12 protein-coding genes are annotated in these 16,103 nt (G+C 62.7%); 6 read left to right on the forward strand and 6 right to left on the reverse strand.

Translation table 11 applies throughout. The annotated features are described in order from the left end of the window. Positions 1-54 precede the first annotated feature (54 nt). The 4 genes from ABOC32_RS17310 to ABOC32_RS17325 are packed head-to-tail and all read right to left on the reverse strand — an operon-like array spanning position 55 to position 5,599. A complete protein-coding gene (locus ABOC32_RS17310; RefSeq protein WP_426808114.1) occupies positions 55-1,500 on the reverse strand; it encodes a curlin in 1,446 nt (481 codons plus the stop codon). A 16-nt stretch (positions 1,501-1,516) separates the two neighbouring features. After that, on the reverse strand, positions 1,517-1,990 hold the full coding sequence (locus ABOC32_RS17315) for a curlin (protein ID WP_426808115.1): 474 nt from the start codon (positions 1,988-1,990) through the stop codon (positions 1,517-1,519). A 16-nt stretch (positions 1,991-2,006) separates the two neighbouring features. Then, positions 2,007-4,238 (reverse strand): Ig-like domain-containing protein, encoded by a 2,232-nt coding sequence (locus ABOC32_RS17320; protein ID WP_426808116.1) that lies wholly within the window; start codon positions 4,236-4,238, stop codon positions 2,007-2,009. A gap of 32 nt (positions 4,239-4,270) precedes the next feature. Beyond that, complete coding sequence (locus tag ABOC32_RS17325) at positions 4,271-5,599, reverse strand: hypothetical protein (protein WP_426808117.1); 1,329 nt, start codon at positions 5,597-5,599, stop codon at positions 4,271-4,273. 268 nt (positions 5,600-5,867) lie between these two features. On the opposite strand from ABOC32_RS17325, the gene ABOC32_RS17330 reads away from it, so the two are divergent. From ABOC32_RS17330 to ABOC32_RS17355, 6 genes are all read left to right on the forward strand, one after another. Then, positions 5,868-6,779: a LysR family transcriptional regulator gene (locus tag ABOC32_RS17330; protein ID WP_426808118.1), complete on the forward strand. Its 912-nt coding sequence runs from the start codon at positions 5,868-5,870 to the stop codon at positions 6,777-6,779. 98 nt (positions 6,780-6,877) lie between these two features. Beyond that, positions 6,878-7,807 carry a hydroxymethylglutaryl-CoA lyase gene (locus tag ABOC32_RS17335; protein WP_426808119.1) on the forward strand — a complete coding sequence of 310 codons (930 nt, stop codon included), beginning with the start codon at positions 6,878-6,880 and terminating at the stop codon, positions 7,805-7,807. A 24-nt stretch (positions 7,808-7,831) separates the two neighbouring features. Continuing rightward, positions 7,832-9,022: a CaiB/BaiF CoA transferase family protein gene (locus ABOC32_RS17340; protein WP_426808120.1), complete on the forward strand. Its 1,191-nt coding sequence runs from the start codon at positions 7,832-7,834 to the stop codon at positions 9,020-9,022. A gap of 12 nt (positions 9,023-9,034) precedes the next feature. After that, positions 9,035-9,559, forward strand: a complete 525-nt coding sequence (locus tag ABOC32_RS17345) for a gamma carbonic anhydrase family protein (protein ID WP_426808121.1) — start codon at positions 9,035-9,037, stop codon at positions 9,557-9,559. Between the two features lie 67 nt (positions 9,560-9,626). Further along, a complete protein-coding gene (locus ABOC32_RS17350) occupies positions 9,627-10,943 on the forward strand; it encodes an MFS transporter (protein WP_426808122.1) in 1,317 nt (438 codons plus the stop codon). 43 nt (positions 10,944-10,986) lie between these two features. Continuing rightward, a complete protein-coding gene (locus ABOC32_RS17355) occupies positions 10,987-12,267 on the forward strand; it encodes an OprD family porin (protein WP_426808123.1) in 1,281 nt (426 codons plus the stop codon). 12 nt (positions 12,268-12,279) lie between these two features. Here ABOC32_RS17355 and ABOC32_RS17360 read toward each other — a convergent pair whose 3' ends face one another. Both ABOC32_RS17360 and ABOC32_RS17365 read right to left on the reverse strand, forming a co-directional pair. Continuing rightward, entirely contained in the window at positions 12,280-13,428 is a 1,149-nt protein-coding gene (locus tag ABOC32_RS17360) for a DUF6708 domain-containing protein (protein ID WP_426808124.1), read from the reverse strand. Further along, positions 13,428-16,100 (reverse strand): T6SS effector BTH_I2691 family protein, encoded by a 2,673-nt coding sequence (locus ABOC32_RS17365; RefSeq protein ID WP_426808125.1) that lies wholly within the window; start codon positions 16,098-16,100, stop codon positions 13,428-13,430. The genes ABOC32_RS17360 and ABOC32_RS17365 overlap by 1 nt, the downstream gene beginning before the upstream one ends. Between the last annotated feature and the right edge of the window lie 3 nt (positions 16,101-16,103).

The following is a 16,103-nucleotide window of genomic DNA, read 5'->3' on the forward strand; positions in this document are numbered from 1 at the left end:
AAAAAGGAACCGCGGCACCAGGGAGAGGAGCACCGCGGTTCAAGGGGGAACGGTTTACTTCTGGGTCACAGTGGCCAGGTTCGTGCTGCCCAGCTGGGTGATGGTGGCGGTTTGGGCGATACCGCTCTGGTCGACGAACGCCTTGTTGCCCTGGCCCCCCTGGGTCACGTAGGCGACGTTGATGCTGTCAGTCTGTTTGATGGTGGCTTCGTTGCCGCTACCGTACAGCTGGTTGGTGTAGCTCTGGTTGCTGTAGCCGGACTGGTCCAGGGTGATGGAGTTACCGGTGCCCTGGCTGTTGCCGTAGGCATAGTTGTCGGTACCGCGCTGGTCGGCGATCAGGATGTTGTCAGTGCCGTTCTGCTCGAAGTACAGCTCGTTGTTGCTGTCGGCCTGCTTGGTCTGCATCTGGTTGCCGGTACCTTTCTGGTTCAGCGTGGCCAGGTGGTTGTCACCATTCTGGGTCAGGTTGACGCCGTTACCGTTACCGTTCTGGTTGATGTTGGCGTTCTGGTTGGTACCGAACTGGCCACCCATCTTGGCGCCTTTCCAGTTGCTGGCAGTGATGGTGTTGCCATTGCCCTTGGTGTTGATGGTGAGGTTGAGGTTTTCACCGTTCTGGTAGGTGAAATGCAGGTTGTTGTTGCCGTTCTGAGTGATGGTGGCGGTCGTGTTGTTAGTCTCGAACTGATCGGACCAGCTGGCGTTGGCCCGGCCTTGCTGCGACAGGCTGACCTTGTTGTCGGCACCGAAACTCTGGTCGATGTAAGCCTCGTTGAGCTGGCCGGTCTGGGTCACGGACGCCTGGCTGCCTATCTGAGTGTCTTGCCACACTTCTGCCGAGTTGCCAGTGCCGTACTGGCCGATGCCGATGGTGCCACCAGTGCCCTCGCGCTGATCGCCGTAGGCCCAGTTTTCCCTGCCATCCTGGTAAACCTGGATATCGCCATCAATGTGGTTCAGGTGTTCGGCGGCGGCGTAGTTGTCCTGGCCGGTCTGGGTGACGGCACTGCGGTTGTTGGTACCGCCGAAGGTCTGCTCGATGAAGGCCTTGTTGCGCTGGCCGGATTGCCAGGTGGTGGCTTTGCTGCCTTCCTGGCTGTCTTGCCACACGGTCGAGGCGTTCTCGGTGCCCTGTTGGGTTTGCAGTGCCTCGTTGCCGAGGCCCGTCGACTGGCTGGCGAAGGCGTCGTTGTAGCTGCCACCTGCCTGCTGGGTGATCTTGCTGCCATTCTCGAACAGTTGCTCGGCGTAGCCGGCGTTGTACTGGCCGGTGGCGCTCTGCTGGATATCGCTGGTGCTTTCGGTCTGCACCGCCATATGGTTGTGCCCCTTGCCCGTCTGATTCTGGGTGGCCGAGGCGAAAGATGCTTGGGTCTGGCTGACTTCGGCGATGTTTTCCTTACCGTCCTGGGTCTGGGACGAGGTGCTGTCAGCAGCCATGGCCTGACCTGCGAGGGCCAGGACGATAGCGGCACTTAAGGGAGCGAGCTTGTACATGGTGGTGCCTCCAGGTCTATCGGTATTGGGTGATCTGCACATGTTGGCCATTGCCGGCCTGGGTCACGGAGCTGTTGAGGCCCGAGCCGGACTGCACGATGCTGGCGCTGTTGTCGTTGCCGATCTGCTCGATGGCTGCGCTGTTGCTGCTGCCGTTCTGGTGAATCGACGCGCTGTTGCCATTTCCCTGCTGGCTGATGCTGGCCATCAGGTCACTGCCTTCCTGCAAGATGTACGCTTCCTGCGCACCGCCAGACTGGACGATACGGCCCAGCAGGGCCTGACCGTTCTGGTCGAGGGCGGCGCGGTTGCCCGACCCCTGTTGCTCGATCACCGCAGCCTGGCCGGCACCGACCGGCAGCAGGCGGATGATCACCGGCTCACCGAGGTCGTTGCCGGGCGCGAGGTCGGCATTGTCCATCAGGTCGTCGGCCCAGCTGGCCTGGCCCGCCAGGGCCAGGCTGAGCAGCAGTGGATACAAGCGCTTCATGGCGTTCCCCCCGCCTTTACTGCACAACCACGTTGACGGTGCGGGTGGTACCCGGGCTGGTGGTGATGGTTGCCGTCGGCGCGGCGGTCGGGATCACCGTGGTGCTGTTGCTGACTGCCAGGCGCCAGCGGCCGTTAACCGGTACGGTGGCGGTGCCGAGTGTCTGCACCCCGGTGGTGGTGGTGACCCGGACGGTGACAACGTTGCCCGTGGTTACCGACGAGGTACCGCTGATGTCCCAGTTGTACCGGTTGTTGGAGCGCGCCGTGACGGTGGCTGCCGTGACCGCGAAGGTTTCGGCGGCAGGCCGTGGCGACACGTTCACAGTGACCGTACCCGGGGTAGATAGCGCCCCCAGCGAGTCACGTGCCTGGTAGGTGAAGGTGGTGGTGAAGGCCGCCGTTACCGTGGCCGGTGGGGTATAGGTCACGGTGGTGCCGTCGGTGCTGACCGTGCCGCGGCCAGCAGCCGGTTGGCTGACGGCAGCAACGGCCAGCGGCACGTTGCCTTCCGGATCGGTGTCGTTGGCCAGCACGTTGATGGTCAATGGCACGCCCAGGGTGGCGACGGTTTCCGGGTTGGCGACCGGTGGCCGGTTAGGCGCCACGTTGATGGTCACCGTGGCTGGTTCCGACTTCAGGCCTTTGGAATCCACCGCCCGGTAGCTGAAGGTGGCTACCAGCGGTTGCGTGGCCCCGGCCGGCGGGGTGTAGGTGACCGAGGTAGTACCGTTGAGCACCACACCGCCCAGGCCGGTACCCGGTTGCGTGAGGTCACTGATGGTCAGCGGCACATTGCCGTCCGGGTCACTGTCGTTTTGCAGCAGGTTGAGGGTGATCGGCACACCAACACTGGTGCTGCCGACATCGGCCTGGGCCAGCGGTGGTTGGTTGGCCGCCTCGACGGGGGCGTTGCCAACCACGATCACTGGCTCTACGTCGCTGCCCCCATGGGCAGACTTGACCGTGACGGTGGCGGGTGGTTGCGTTACGTCGTTGACGGTGATGCTTTGCAGCGTGCCCGACTTCGACATGCGGCCGTAGCCCTGGGCGAGCATGTCCGGGATAGCGACCTCGTCACTGGACCTGGCCTCGATCAGCAGGCGCTTGTTGGCCCAGTCATAACGCGCGGTGCTGACCTTGACCACATCGGTCAGCTTGCTCGACAGCGCGGTCGGCTGGGTGCCGCCGACACTGTTGCTGGCCGTGACCACCACCACCGCAGGTGGTGCTGTCTGGCCAACCTGTTGGTGGAAGAACAGGCCATTGTTGTCTGCCGTCAGGTTGAACTGGCAAGGCGAAGGGGGCGTGCCGATCAGTGCCAGGCCGTTGCGCATGCACAGACTGGCTTCTTTCGGCGCCTTGGCAAACACTTCCACGCGGGTACCGCTGCCGTTGCGCGAGTAGGTGGCGCGCTCCAGGGTGACCGGGGTTTGTGCGCGCTGGTCGAGCACCTTGCCCGAAACCGTGAACAGCGCGGTCTCGATGCGCCCGGGCGGGCCGTCGATGCGGATGAAGTTGGTGTTGAACGGGCTGCCGACCACGGCTTCCGTGCGGTTTGGGTCACCGATGAAGGTTTCGGTGGCGCCGGTGTCCGGGTTGACCTCGGTGTAAGGCCCGCCAACCCCGCGCAGCCATGGCCCGAGTGCGCCGTTGAGCGCCCCCGTGAAGTTGCCCGGTGCGCCGATGCCGATGTCGCGGGTGATATTGATCGCCCGCCGGCCTGGCGTAGTGACGTTGACCGTTTCGACGCCGTAGGGGTGGGTGATGGTGTAGGTACCGGCACGTGGCACCGAGACGCGGATGCGGATGCGGGCGAAGCTCTGCTGGTCGCCATCCACCGGGTTTTCGGCGGCGAAGGCCGCTTCCAGCCCAGCAACGTAGGCATCCAGTTCATAGCCGCTGTTACCGACCGCAGGGATGGTGGCTTCGGCCAGGAACCAGAACATTTCTGGCGGCCAGTTGTCAGGGAACACCAGCGGCAAGGCGTCGTCGTAGATGCCGGGCTCCGGCAGCAGGGTGCACATGTAGGACGGCGCGGCCGGCGTGCCGGGCACCCGGGTACTGGTGGCTCGTGACTGGCAAAGTTCCAGGGACTGGTTGAGGCTGTCCTTGTACCACATCGGGTAGCCGCCAGTGGCGAAGGTATAGGGCCCCGGGTCGACATCAGACAGCGCGGCAAAGGCGGCGCTGGTAACGGTGAGGGAAAAACCGGCGGCGAACAGCGCACGGCGCGACCAAGTGTTCATGCGGCCTCCTTGAAGGCTGAGCCTTTGTCTGTTCATGGCACCAGCACCACGTCTTCGGTGTCGCTGCCGCCATTGGCGCTGGTGACCTGCACCTTGGCCGGCGGAATGGGCGACAGGGTCATGCTCAACGTCTTCACTGCGCCGGTGCCGCCCAGGTTGCCGATCAACGTGCCGTTGCCGGTATGTGCGGTGAGCACGGGCGGGGTGGTTTCGTCGCTGGTGCTGGCCACCAGGGTCAGCTCGCCGGTGGACAGGCGGTACTGCGCCTGGGTGATGGTGACCAGGTCAGTCAGTGGCACGTTGCGGGTGGTCAGGCTGCTGGTCGGGATCGCCACGCTGTTGTCGGCGGTCAGTGTCACGAGGGTACCGGCCGCCGGGTTGAGGGCCGACTGGGCGTACCACGCACCCGTGCCGTTCGCCTCGGTCAGGTTCAGGCTGGGGGTCTGGCTGGTCAGCGTGACGCTGGCCGGTGGCGGCGGGGCCATCACGAAGATGTCTTGTTGGGCACGCAGGTCGCCGTTCTCGGTATGCCGTGAGTAGGTGCTGCGCTGTGGCATCAACGGGGTGGGGAGGGCGACGGTCGAGAGTTTGCCGGAAATGGCGAACAACTCGGTGCGTAGGTCGATGCCACCTGGCCCCTCGATGCGTACGAAGTTGGTGTTGAACGGGCTGCCCGTTACCTGTTCTTCCAGGTTCGGGTCGCCGATGAAGCGTTCGTTGCCTTCGGTGTAGGGGCCGTTGACACTGCGCAGGAACGGCCCGACATCGCCCTTGAGCGCGCCAGTGAAGTCGCCCGCACCGGCGATGCCGATGTCACGGGTCATGTTGATCGCCCTGCGCCCTGCGGCCGGAACATCGAATACTTCGACACCATAGGGGTGGGTGACCACGTAGGTGCCGGCGGTGGGGACATCGACCCGGATCCGCACCCGGGCGAAGCTGACCTGGTCACCCTCGACCGGTTCTTCAGCGGCGAACGCTGCCTCGATCGCCGTGCCATAGCTTAGGTTGATGCCACGGGCGGCGTCGGCGATGGCCGCATCGGCAGTGAACCAGAACGCTTCGTCAGGGAAGTTGGTGGGGAAGACGATGGGTTGGGTATCGTCGAACACACCGGGGGTGGGCAGCAGCGTGCACATGTACGACGGTGCGCCGGGCGTGCCGGCAACCCTGGAGCTGACCGCCTTGGTCAGGCACAGGTCGAGGGTACGACCGTGACTGTCCTGGTACCAGGCAGGGAAGCCGCCGTTGGCGGGGACGTAGGCGCCTGGATCGACAGCATTCAGGGCAGCCTGCGCCGGGATCTGGAGCATGCCGGCGAAAATCGCCACTGCCAGCGGGTGGGGTATCGGTCGGTGCATGAGTCAATTCCTCCTGCAAACGGGCCCATGGACTTGGGGCGTCTGGGAGGAGATCGGCAAGAGCTGTGCCAAAACTTGAGAATTGTATTGCAGGCCTTGCGGGGCAAGGGGTCTAGCTTCTCAGCGGCGTATGTTGCGAGCCGTGGGAGGTGGGCTGCGTTCCCCCAAGGTTGGGGATTGGGGGCCGGGAATTCAAACCCAGTTTTCGAAGCAAATGCGGTTTTTGCTACATTGCACCGGCGGTCCCACTTCCCAGCCGAGCCAAGCGATGCAACCCCTCGACCACCTTTCCCTGAACCTGTTCATCGTCGTCTGCGAAGAAGGCACCATCGCCCGCGCTGGCGAGCGCGCGTTCATGGCACCGTCCGCCGTCAGCAAACGTATTTCGGACATCGAGGCGCGCTTTGGCACCGCCTTGCTCAAACGCAGCAAGCGCGGTGTGGAGCCCACCCCGGCGGGGCTGGCACTGCTGCGCCATGCCCGGGAAATGACCCGCGCCATGGAGCGCCTGGACAGCGAGCTGAGCGAATACGCCGAAGGCGCGCGCGGCCATGTGCGGGTGCTGGCCAATGTGTCATCGATCATGGAGTTCCTGCCCGAGGAGCTGTCGGCGTTCATGCTTGAAAACCCACTGATCCAGGCTGATATCGAAGAGCGCTTCAGCACCGATGTCGTTCGTGGTGTGGCCGAGGGCAATGCAGACCTCGGCATCTGCCGCAAATCCATAGCGGTGGGTGACCTGGAGTTCGTAGCGTACCGACAGGACCACCTGGCCGTGGTCGTTGCGGCTGATCACCCGTTGGCCGGCCGCAGCCAGATTGCGTTCGAGGAAACCCTGGGCTACGACCACCTGGGCCTCTCGGCCTTTGCCACGCTGAACGCCTTCATGCGTAAAAGCGCCGAACAGGCAGGCAAGGAACTGCGTTTTCGTTCGTACGTGTCGTCGTTCGACGCGGCATACCGCCTGGTGCAATTCGGCCTTGGTCTGGCGGTGTTCCCGCAAGAGGCCGTGGCCCGCTATGCGGCATTGTTCGACCTGCAGGTCATCCCGCTGACGGACGACTGGGCGCTTGGCGAATTTGTCATCTGCATGCGCGACCGGCACACGCTGTCGCTGTCGGCACGGCGCCTGCTTGACCACCTGCTGCTGCGTGCACCGGCCTGGCAGGTGGCGGGCTGATCCATCGTGGCTGACGATGGATCAGCCCGTGAAACACGTCTTTTCTGCCCGTCATCCAGCTTTTAGTCTGGCGCAACGCTTCAGACAGAGAGCCCGTGATGACAACAATAACAATCAACGAAGTCGGCATGCGCGATGGCCTGCAGAGCCTGCAAACGACCATGCCAACCGCCGCCAAACGCCGCTGGATCGACGCCGCGTATGCCGCTGGCGTGCGCCACATGGAGGTCGCTTCGTTCGTACCGGCACGCTTGCTGCCGCAAATGGCCGATGCCCGCGAAGTGGTGGCCCACGCCCTCACATACCCGGGCCTGCAGGTAACCGTGTTGGCACCGAACCTGCGCGGCGCCAGGGACGCACTTGAGTCTGGCGCCCATCGCATCGTCGCCCCGGTATCGGTCAGCATGGCGCACAGCCTGGCCAACGTGCGCCGCACGCCCATGGAAATGGTCGAGGAACTGGGGCGCATGTGCCAAGTGCGTACCGAAATGGCCCTGCATGAGGTGCAGGTCATTGCTGGCATGTCGGTGGCCTTTGGCTGCACGCGCCAGGGCGAGGTGCCGTTGGCCGACCTTTGCGCACTGACCCGCCAGGTGATCGAAGCCGGTTGCGACCTTGTCTCGCTGGGTGACACCACCGGCTATGCCAACCCGGGCCAGGTGGCGACGGTGCTTCAGGCCGTGCGGGCGATTGCCGGCGACCGCCTAAAGGCCGCGCACTTCCATGACACCCGTGGCCTGGCCCTGGCCAACAGCCTGGTCGCGGTACAGCAGGGTATTCGCGAGCTTGACGCTTCCCTGGCTGGCCTGGGGGGCTGCCCCTTCGCCCCTGGCGCCTCTGGCAATACCGTCACCGAAGACCTGGTGTTCATGCTGCAGAGCATGGGCTACGACACCGGCATCAACCTGCCTGCACTGATCGCGTCGCGCCAGGTGCTGAGCGAAGCGCTGCCGGGCGAGCCCCTTTACGGCTGCATCGCCCGCGCCGGGCTACCGCTGAACTTCGCTGACACTGCCGGCCACGCCTGACCCGCCTGAACGAGGAATACCACGATGTCCAGACTTCCCTTGGACGGCATCCGTGTCGTCGAAATTTCGCACATGGTCATGGGCCCGACCTGCGGCATGATCCTCGGTGACCTTGGCGCCGAGGTGATCAAGATCGAACCCGTGCGCGGCGACGGCACGCGCCGGCTGCTGGGCGCGGGGGCGGGCTTCTTCCGCACCTTCAACCGCAACAAGCAATGCATCGCCGTGGATGTCGAAACGCCCGAGGGCCGCGAGGCCGTGCTGCAACTGATCGACACGGCCGACGTGTTTATCGAAAACTTCAAACCCGGGCGCATGCACAAGCTGGGCCTGGGCTACGCCGCGCTGCGCGAGCGCAACCCACGGCTGATCTATGCCTCGCACAAGGGCTTTCTCAGCGGGCCCTATGACAACCGCCTGGCGCTGGACGAGGTGGTGCAGATGATGGCCGGCCTGGCCTACATGACCGGGCCGGTGGGCCGCCCGTTGCGTGCGGGCAGCTCGGTGAACGACATCATGGGCGGCATGTTCGGCGCCATTGGCGTACTGGCGGCGCTCAACGACCGCCACACCACCGGCAGCGGCCGCGAGGTGCAAAGTGCCCTGTACGAGAACTGCGTGTTGCTGGCCGCCCAGCACATGCAGCAGTACGTGGTCACCGGCGAGGCTGCAGCGCCGATGCCAAACCGCATCAGTGCCTGGGCCATCTATGATGTGTTCACCTTTGCCGGTGGCGAGCAGATGTTCGTCGCCGCCACCGGTGAAGGGCAGTGGCATGCGCTGTGCCAGGTACTGGGGCAGACTACCTTGCTCGATGACCCGACACTGGCCAGCAACAACGACCGTGTGTTGCAACGGCCACGGCTGCTGGCGCACCTGGCCGAGGTGTTTGCGCCACTGGATGCCGGGCAACTGGCGCTGCAACTGGAGGCCAACGGCATTCCGTTTGCGCCTATCCGCCGCCCGGAAGAATTGTTCGACGACCCCCACCTGCAGCAGAGCGGCGGTATGGCCGACCTGCAACTGGAAGACGGCAGCCACACACCCATGCCGTTGCTGCCGCTGTCGCTGGACGGCCAGCGCCTTCAGCCACGCCGGGCGATAGCGCGGATTGGCGAGCACACCCGCCAGGTGATGCGTGAACTGGGTTACAGCGATGCGCACATTGCCCAGCTGTGCGCGGCCGGCGTGCTGAAAACCGACGACGCAGCTTGAGGAGGGTTTGAAATGGCGATCTACCAATACGACACCCTTGCGCCCAACCTGCACCCGGAAACGTACGTGGCAGAGGATGCCACCGTGATCGGCGACGTAACCCTGGAGCAAGGCGTCAGCGTATGGCCGCAGGCCGTGCTACGGGGCGACAACGAACCTATCCGTATCGGCCAGCACAGCAACGTGCAGGAAGGCGCAGTGCTGCATGCCGACCCCGGCTTTGCGTTGACCGTGGGGCAGGGCGTCACCATTGGCCACCAGGCCATGCTGCATGGCTGCACCATCGGTGATGGCGCACTGATCGGCATCCAGGCGGTAGTGCTCAACGGCGCGGTCATCGGCAACAACTGCCTGGTCGGGGCTGGTGCCATCGTCACCGAAGGCAAGGTGTTCCCCGATAACTCATTGATCCTCGGTGCGCCTGCCAAGGTGGTGCGCGAACTGACGGCCGAAGCCATCGCCAGCATGCAGCGCAACGCCGTCGAGTACGTCGCAAAGGGCCAGAGCTTCAAGGAAAAACTGATCCGTATCCGCTGAAATACCTGCTGGCGACGCCCACGAAGGCGTCGCTGCTCTCCAATAATTACAAGAATGGAGATCCACCATGGTTGCCATGACCGGCGAACTGGCGCGTGAGCGCAACGACAGCCACATCAATGAACTGCTGCTGTACCGTCGCGTGGCCTGGCGCATCATGCCGCTGGCCATCATCTGCTTCCTGTTCTCGTACTTCGACCGCATCAACATCAGTTTCGCCAAGGCGCAGATGCAGCAGGAACTGGGCCTCAGCGACGCCGCCTACGGCCTGGCCGCGAGCATGTTCTTCGTGGGGTATGTGCTGTTCGAGGTGCCCAGCAGCCTGGGCCTGAAGCGCTATGGGGCGCCGGCCTGGATCTGCCGGATCATGGTGTCGTGGGGCCTGGCGACGGCGGCGCTGGTGTTTGCCTATACCCAGTACACCCTGTATTTCCTGCGCTTTCTGATCGGGGTGATGGAGGCCGGTTTCGGCCCGGCGATCCTGTTCTACCTGGCATGCTGGTTCCCGCGCAAACACCTGGCGAAGATGAATGGCCTGTGGTTTCTGGCCGTACCGCTGGCCGGTGCGGTGGGTGGCCCGGCAGCAGGCGTCTTGCTGGGGACCATGGATGGCGTGCTGGGCCTTGCCGGTTGGCACTGGTTGTTCCTGATGTCCGGCCTGCCTTGCGTGGTGCTGGGCCTGCTGGTGCTGTGGAAGCTGGACCGCGACATCGAAGCGGCGAAATGGCTGAGCCGTGAGGAGAAGGACCTGCTGGCGGAAAACCTGGCCCAGGACAAACGCACCGCAAAACCGATCCTCGGCTCGCTCTGGCGGGTGTTGCTGACCCGTGAAGTGGCGATCATGGCGTTCATCTACTACGTGATCAAGACCGCGTCCTATGGCCTTAACTTCTGGATGCCGCACCTGATCAAGTCATCGGGCGTGCAGGACATGCTCTGGGTTGGTGTGCTGTCGGCATTGCCGTATGCGGTAGCCTGCATCGGCATGGTGCTGTTGACCCGTCGCTCCGACCGTACCGGCGAGCGCAAGCGCTACCTGGTGTACTGCCTGCTTGCGGCGGCTGTCGGTTACCTGCTGGCGTGCCTGTATTCCGACTCGTCGCTGGCGATGATGGCCGCGCTGGTGCTGGCCACCGCAGGTACCTTCATTGCCATCCCGATCTTCTGGACCATTCCACAGTCGACCTTCTCGGGCCTGGCCATTGCCACCGGCACTGCAGCGATCAACTCGGTCGGGCAGCTAAGCGGCATCGTCGCACCGGTGATGGTGGGCAAGATCAATGACCTCACCGGCAGCAACTCCATGGGCATGCTGTCCATCGCCCCGCTAATCCTGATCGCCTGCCTGGTGGTGATGCGCTACGTGCGCAACCCGCGAAGCTGATTGGCGCTGAGTCTTCAAACAACAACAAGAACAAGGCACACCCATGATCATTATTTCCCGGCGAGCATCGCTGATGCTCGGGGCGCTTTGCTGCGCCTGTCACAACGCGCAGGCCGGCTTCATCGATGACGCCAGCGGCAGCCTGGAACTGCGCAATTTCTATTTCGACCGCGACTTCCACGGTGACAGCGCCACGCAATCGCGGCGCGGTGAATGGGCCCAGGGCTTCATGTTGCGCCTGCAGTCTGGCTACACCGACGGCGTGGTCGGCGTTGGCCTGGACTCAGCCGGCATGCTGGGGCTCAAGCTGGATTCCTCACCCGACCGCAGCGGCACCGGCCTGCTGCCACGTGGCAGCGACAAACGCGCGGCGGATGACTATGCCAAGGCCGTGGCCACCTTAAAGGCCAGGCTGGCGCAGAGCGAATTGAAAGTCGGCGGGCTGAGCCCGCAACTGCCCTTGCTGGCGTCCAACTACAGCCGCTTGTTCCCCCAGTGGTTCAACGGTGCGCAACTGGTGAGCAAGGACCTGGACCGGTTCACGTTCACCCTGCTGCAGGTGGATGCCACCAAGTTGCGCGACTCCACCGACTATGAGGACCTGACCGCCATGACGCAGCAAGGGGCCTATTCGGCGACGGTAACCAGCGACCGGCTGTACTACGGCGGTGTCGATTACCAGCCGCTGAACAACCTGACCCTCAGCCTTCACACCAGCACGCTCGAAGACCTGTTCCGGCGTGATTTTGCCGGGTTCAAGTTCAAGGCCCGTCTCGGGCCCGGGGATGTGTTTACCGAGTGGCGCTGGTTCAACGCACGCGAGCAGGGCCGAGCATTGCTGGGCGAAGTCGACAACCAGACCCTCAGTACCAACTTCGGGTATGGCGTTCAGGGCCACACGTTCAGTGGTGGCTATCAGAAAGTGCGTGGCGATACGGCATATGCCTACGTGGGTGGCACCGATACCTACCTGTTCAGCGAACAGCAGGTCAGCACATTTGCCCTGGCCAACGAACGGGCGTGGATGCTGCGTTACGACTACAACTTTGCTGCGCTGGGTATCCCGGGGCTCACGTTCAATGTGCGCTATGTGAAGGGCGACCAGGTGGACCCACAGCGCATCGCCAGCGCCAAGGGCAGGGCGTTGGCGGCTGGGGACGGAGAAGGGCGGGAATGGGAACGGACCACGGATATCACCTACGTGGTGCAGTCGGGGGCGCTCAGGAATGTGTCGCTGCGTTGGCGCAATGCGAGCATGCGCTCGAATTTTGCTGATGCAGCGGATGAGAACCGGGTGATTGTGGGGTATACGGTCGAATTCTGATCGCAGACACAATCATTCTGTGGGGGCAGCCGGTTCCTCTTTGGACTTGGATCTGCGCGGTTTGCGTGATTTTTTCTCAGGCCGCTTGCCGGGTTTGAGCTGCCAGCGATCGGCGTTGGCGAGCAGGCGCTCCTGGATTGCAGGTGGGTAGTCGCTCAGGGTGGTTACGGGTGGCACGGGTTTGCCCGGCATACCGGCCTCGCGGATTACTTTCGGCCAGCGCGGTCGCCAGCACAGCAACAGGCTGAGCCAGTGCCCGGTGCCGATGATGACGAAGGCGGGCCAGACCATCAGCAGGATGACTTTGAACAGCCAGCTGCTGTTGCGGAAGAAACGACCAAGGCCTTCGAACTGGGCGCTGAAGGCCTGGATGGGTGAGGGTAGCTGTGTGCTGAGGCGGGGGCGGGGGACGGCGTGGGGGCCTTCTTCCATGTAGCGGCGGATGAATTCCCACTCGTCACGGAGTTCGCTGCCGCCTTGGCCTTGTTTGCCGAGGAGGGCCATTTCCATATGGGGGAGGCCGGTGCGGCTGGGGTGCCAGACCAGTCCTAGTCGCATGCCCACGCTGAGCGAGTCATCTTCTGGGGCGATGGCTGTGCTTCCGGTTGTTTTCCATGGGAAAGTGACGATGCCCCCGCAGTATTTCGGCCGATGTAGGTGGACTTGTTGAGTTACGCGATTGAAGCGAATAAGGAGATGACGACTTGTCAGCATTTCCAGTCGAGTCAGGTTCACTCCATATTTTGAGTAAAGATATAGAGTGGCAGTTGATGCCAGCGCCATGATGAATGTGAGTGTCATCATCAAAAAAGAACGGGCCTCACTGTCTGTTATGTCATCCCAAAGAAAGCACAACGTGGAAATTGTCGTAGCTCCGATGACGGGCACGATGCCGCCTAGCGTTGCAATTGTTATGAGGCCACGCTTTTCCTCTGAGCCACCACATCGCATTTCAATAAATGTGTCGTTGAAGGCGAAAACAGGTCCGCGTGCATTAGGTTTTTCGCTGACAGTCTGGAAATGTATATCCTCTTCCAAATCGCCTTCGTAGAAGTTCTGCTTAGCGCGTTTTTCAGCAGCTGTTAACTCTGTTTCGTACGCTTTTCGGGCAGCCTCCGACTCAGTTGCCATTCGCCAGAATCCCCATTCAATAAGATACATTACAAAACCTCGCTGAATGCTGCATGTAGCGCCATCAATTCTTCTTCCTCTTCGTAAGGCTTGGCGCTTTTAATAACGCGGAAGCTGCTGCGTTTGCACCACTTTTCCAAAGCATCATCTTCAAAAATGAAGATTATCAGCGTCAGCGCAAGGCCTATCCAGAAGGCCCCGAGTACTAAACGGGCAAGCAGTAGCCTCGCAGCCTGCGTGCCCAGGTTTTTGGCGAGTCTTGACATTGATTGGCTAAGAAGTCTTACTACTTTATTAGCGCTTGAATTTGCAAGGCGATCGAACAAAGGTTTGGCAATGGCGATGGCAGTTCCAAGCTCTCCTAGTGATAGTGCTATGGTGGCCGCACCTCGGAACGCGTAAGCAGTAGCCAAAATTCTGGATTTCTTCTTGCCCTGCTCCGTAGTTGAATCGCTTTCGAGATGTGTAAGCCAGTCTGTAAAGTCCCACCAAGCCAGCATTCCACCACCGATGCCCGCCAGACCAGCGCCCCACAGCCTCAACCTCCCCAAAGTGGCCGCAGCACCTCTCCCGGTCACGCTATTAGCGCCGTATCGTGTCAGCACTTGGTCCACATAACTGGCCCCAATTTCGAAGCCTGCCGCAGCCGTGGTCATCGCGGCGGCCAAGAGTTCAGTTTTTACCCGCGCATCACTGTCGGGCAGTTCCCGAGCCTTGAAGGCCATCAGCATGCCTTCGATGAGGCATATCACGCCGGCAGCACGAACTTTATAGAAGTCGCTTTTATTGTTATCAGCCTGCATTAGCCCTTCGGCCCACGCCTGATCCAGGTAACGTGCAATCTGGCCACCGCTACGTTGTGGGTCAATAGGGTGCCCGTTGCGCGCAGCATCGCTCAGACGAATGTCGACCGCGGTCTTGTGCACCGACGCAAACAATGTCAGGCGCAGACCATGGTGCAGCGCCCGGTCTGCACTGTTGGGCGCGCCGGTACGCAGTACCTGTCGCCCAAGCGCTACATACCACGCATGCAGGCCGATGCTGGCGGTGTTGTTGCTCTTCTGCAATTCCTCGTACAGCGAGTTGATACGCCCGAAAGCATTCGCGGCGATATGCGCCTGCCGGGCGAGCGATTCGCGCAGTACGAACGACGACTCTGCCGGTGGTTCGGCCTTGGCCGCTGTCAGCAGCGCCGCAAGTTCCTCCCGGATGTCGTCCTGGTTGTAGCTGATGCCGCGTACTGCCAGGTTGCCCCGGTCGGCCACGTCGCTGCGCCACCAGTGGTCCAGCACCTTCGTGCCCCATTCACTCAACTCCATGCCGATCACGCACTGGCCGGTCTGCTCGGCAAAGGCCAGGCCGTTGATGAGGTCGGCGTTGTCGTAGCGGTCCAGCGCTTGCAGCAAACGTTCGCTGATCACCCAGCGGGCATGGTCCTTGGCGCGGTCTTCTGCGGCTTGCTGGGCTTGTTGCATGGCTTGCTCGAAACCGTCGAGCTGATCGTGCATGGCCGGGCGGTCGACCAGGTGGCCGTATTTCTGGTCGAACTTCTTGCTGAATTCGCCGGCCTCCTGACGGGCCTGGACCTTGGCCCGGACGTCGCGCTCGAACTGCGCCAGGTGAGGTTTCATGCGCTCGTCATGTGCATCGGCCTGCTGCCTGGCCCGTTCGGAAAACGCGTAGATTTCCGCATGCACGTAGGGTTGGTTGCGTATGTTTTCAGCCATGACTTCACGCTTGACGATCTGCTCGGCCATCATCTGCGGGTAGAGCTTTTCGATCTCCAGAAACGACTGCGCGACCAGCAGCTTGCGCTCGTTGTCCACGCCGGGCTCCACGGTGCGTTCCAGCCACTTGGTCTTCACATCATCGACAGCGGCATTGCGCCAGGCGTTGAGCTCCTGGGTGATGCCGATGGCGTCTTCGATAACGATGGCCGCGCCTCGGGGTTTGCTCTGGTTCATCAGCGGCGTCAGCGCTTGCCGGGAGGCGTGCGGCGAAACGATCTGGTCGTTGTTGAACGGCTGCAGGTCCAGCAGCGCCTGCAGGTCTGCATCGTTCTGGGCCTTGAAGTCGGCGACCCAGCCCAGTTGATCGTGCTTGAGCACGTGGGGCTGTGGTGGAGCGTCTGAGGGCTGGATGAAGCGGGCGATATCGATCGCGGGCAGGCTGCTGCGGTATTCGTCGTCGAGCAGGCGGTAGTTGTCGAGCATGCGCGGGGTCAGTGGGGAAGGGCTGAACAAGGGGCGTAGCTCCTGGATGTCATCCAGGTTGTAGAGGGTGATAGTCCAGCCGAAGCTGCGGATGATCTCGTCCAGGTTGCCAGCGAGCGGGGCGGGCTCCCAGGGGGCATCGGCGCTGATGTACAGCAGTGAGCCGTTAGGGGCGACGCGGTACTGGCTGTGCCATTCGTGGGCTGGTGCGCTGCGGCGCTTGATCAGCAGGTAGAGAAAACCTTCGCGCAGGGGGCGGATGGCGTAGCTGGAATGCGTCATCTCGCCCACGTCCTGGAACGGGCTGAGATAGACTGGCAGTTTTGGCAGACGGGCGCGTTGTGCCGGGTTGCCGCCGATGGCGGCGTAGCGCAGGGGCAGCAGTTCAAAGCGGCGGGTGCAGTTGGCGACGGGGCTGTTGCGCAGGGCGGGGCGGTAGCCGGTGGTGATGCGCCGGCAAAGGTCGAGGGTTTCGCTCAGAGAGTCCATGGG

Source organism: Pseudomonas sp. WOUb67 (assembly GCF_050058005.1).
GTDB classification, from domain to species: domain Bacteria; phylum Pseudomonadota; class Gammaproteobacteria; order Pseudomonadales; family Pseudomonadaceae; genus Aquipseudomonas; species Aquipseudomonas putida_R.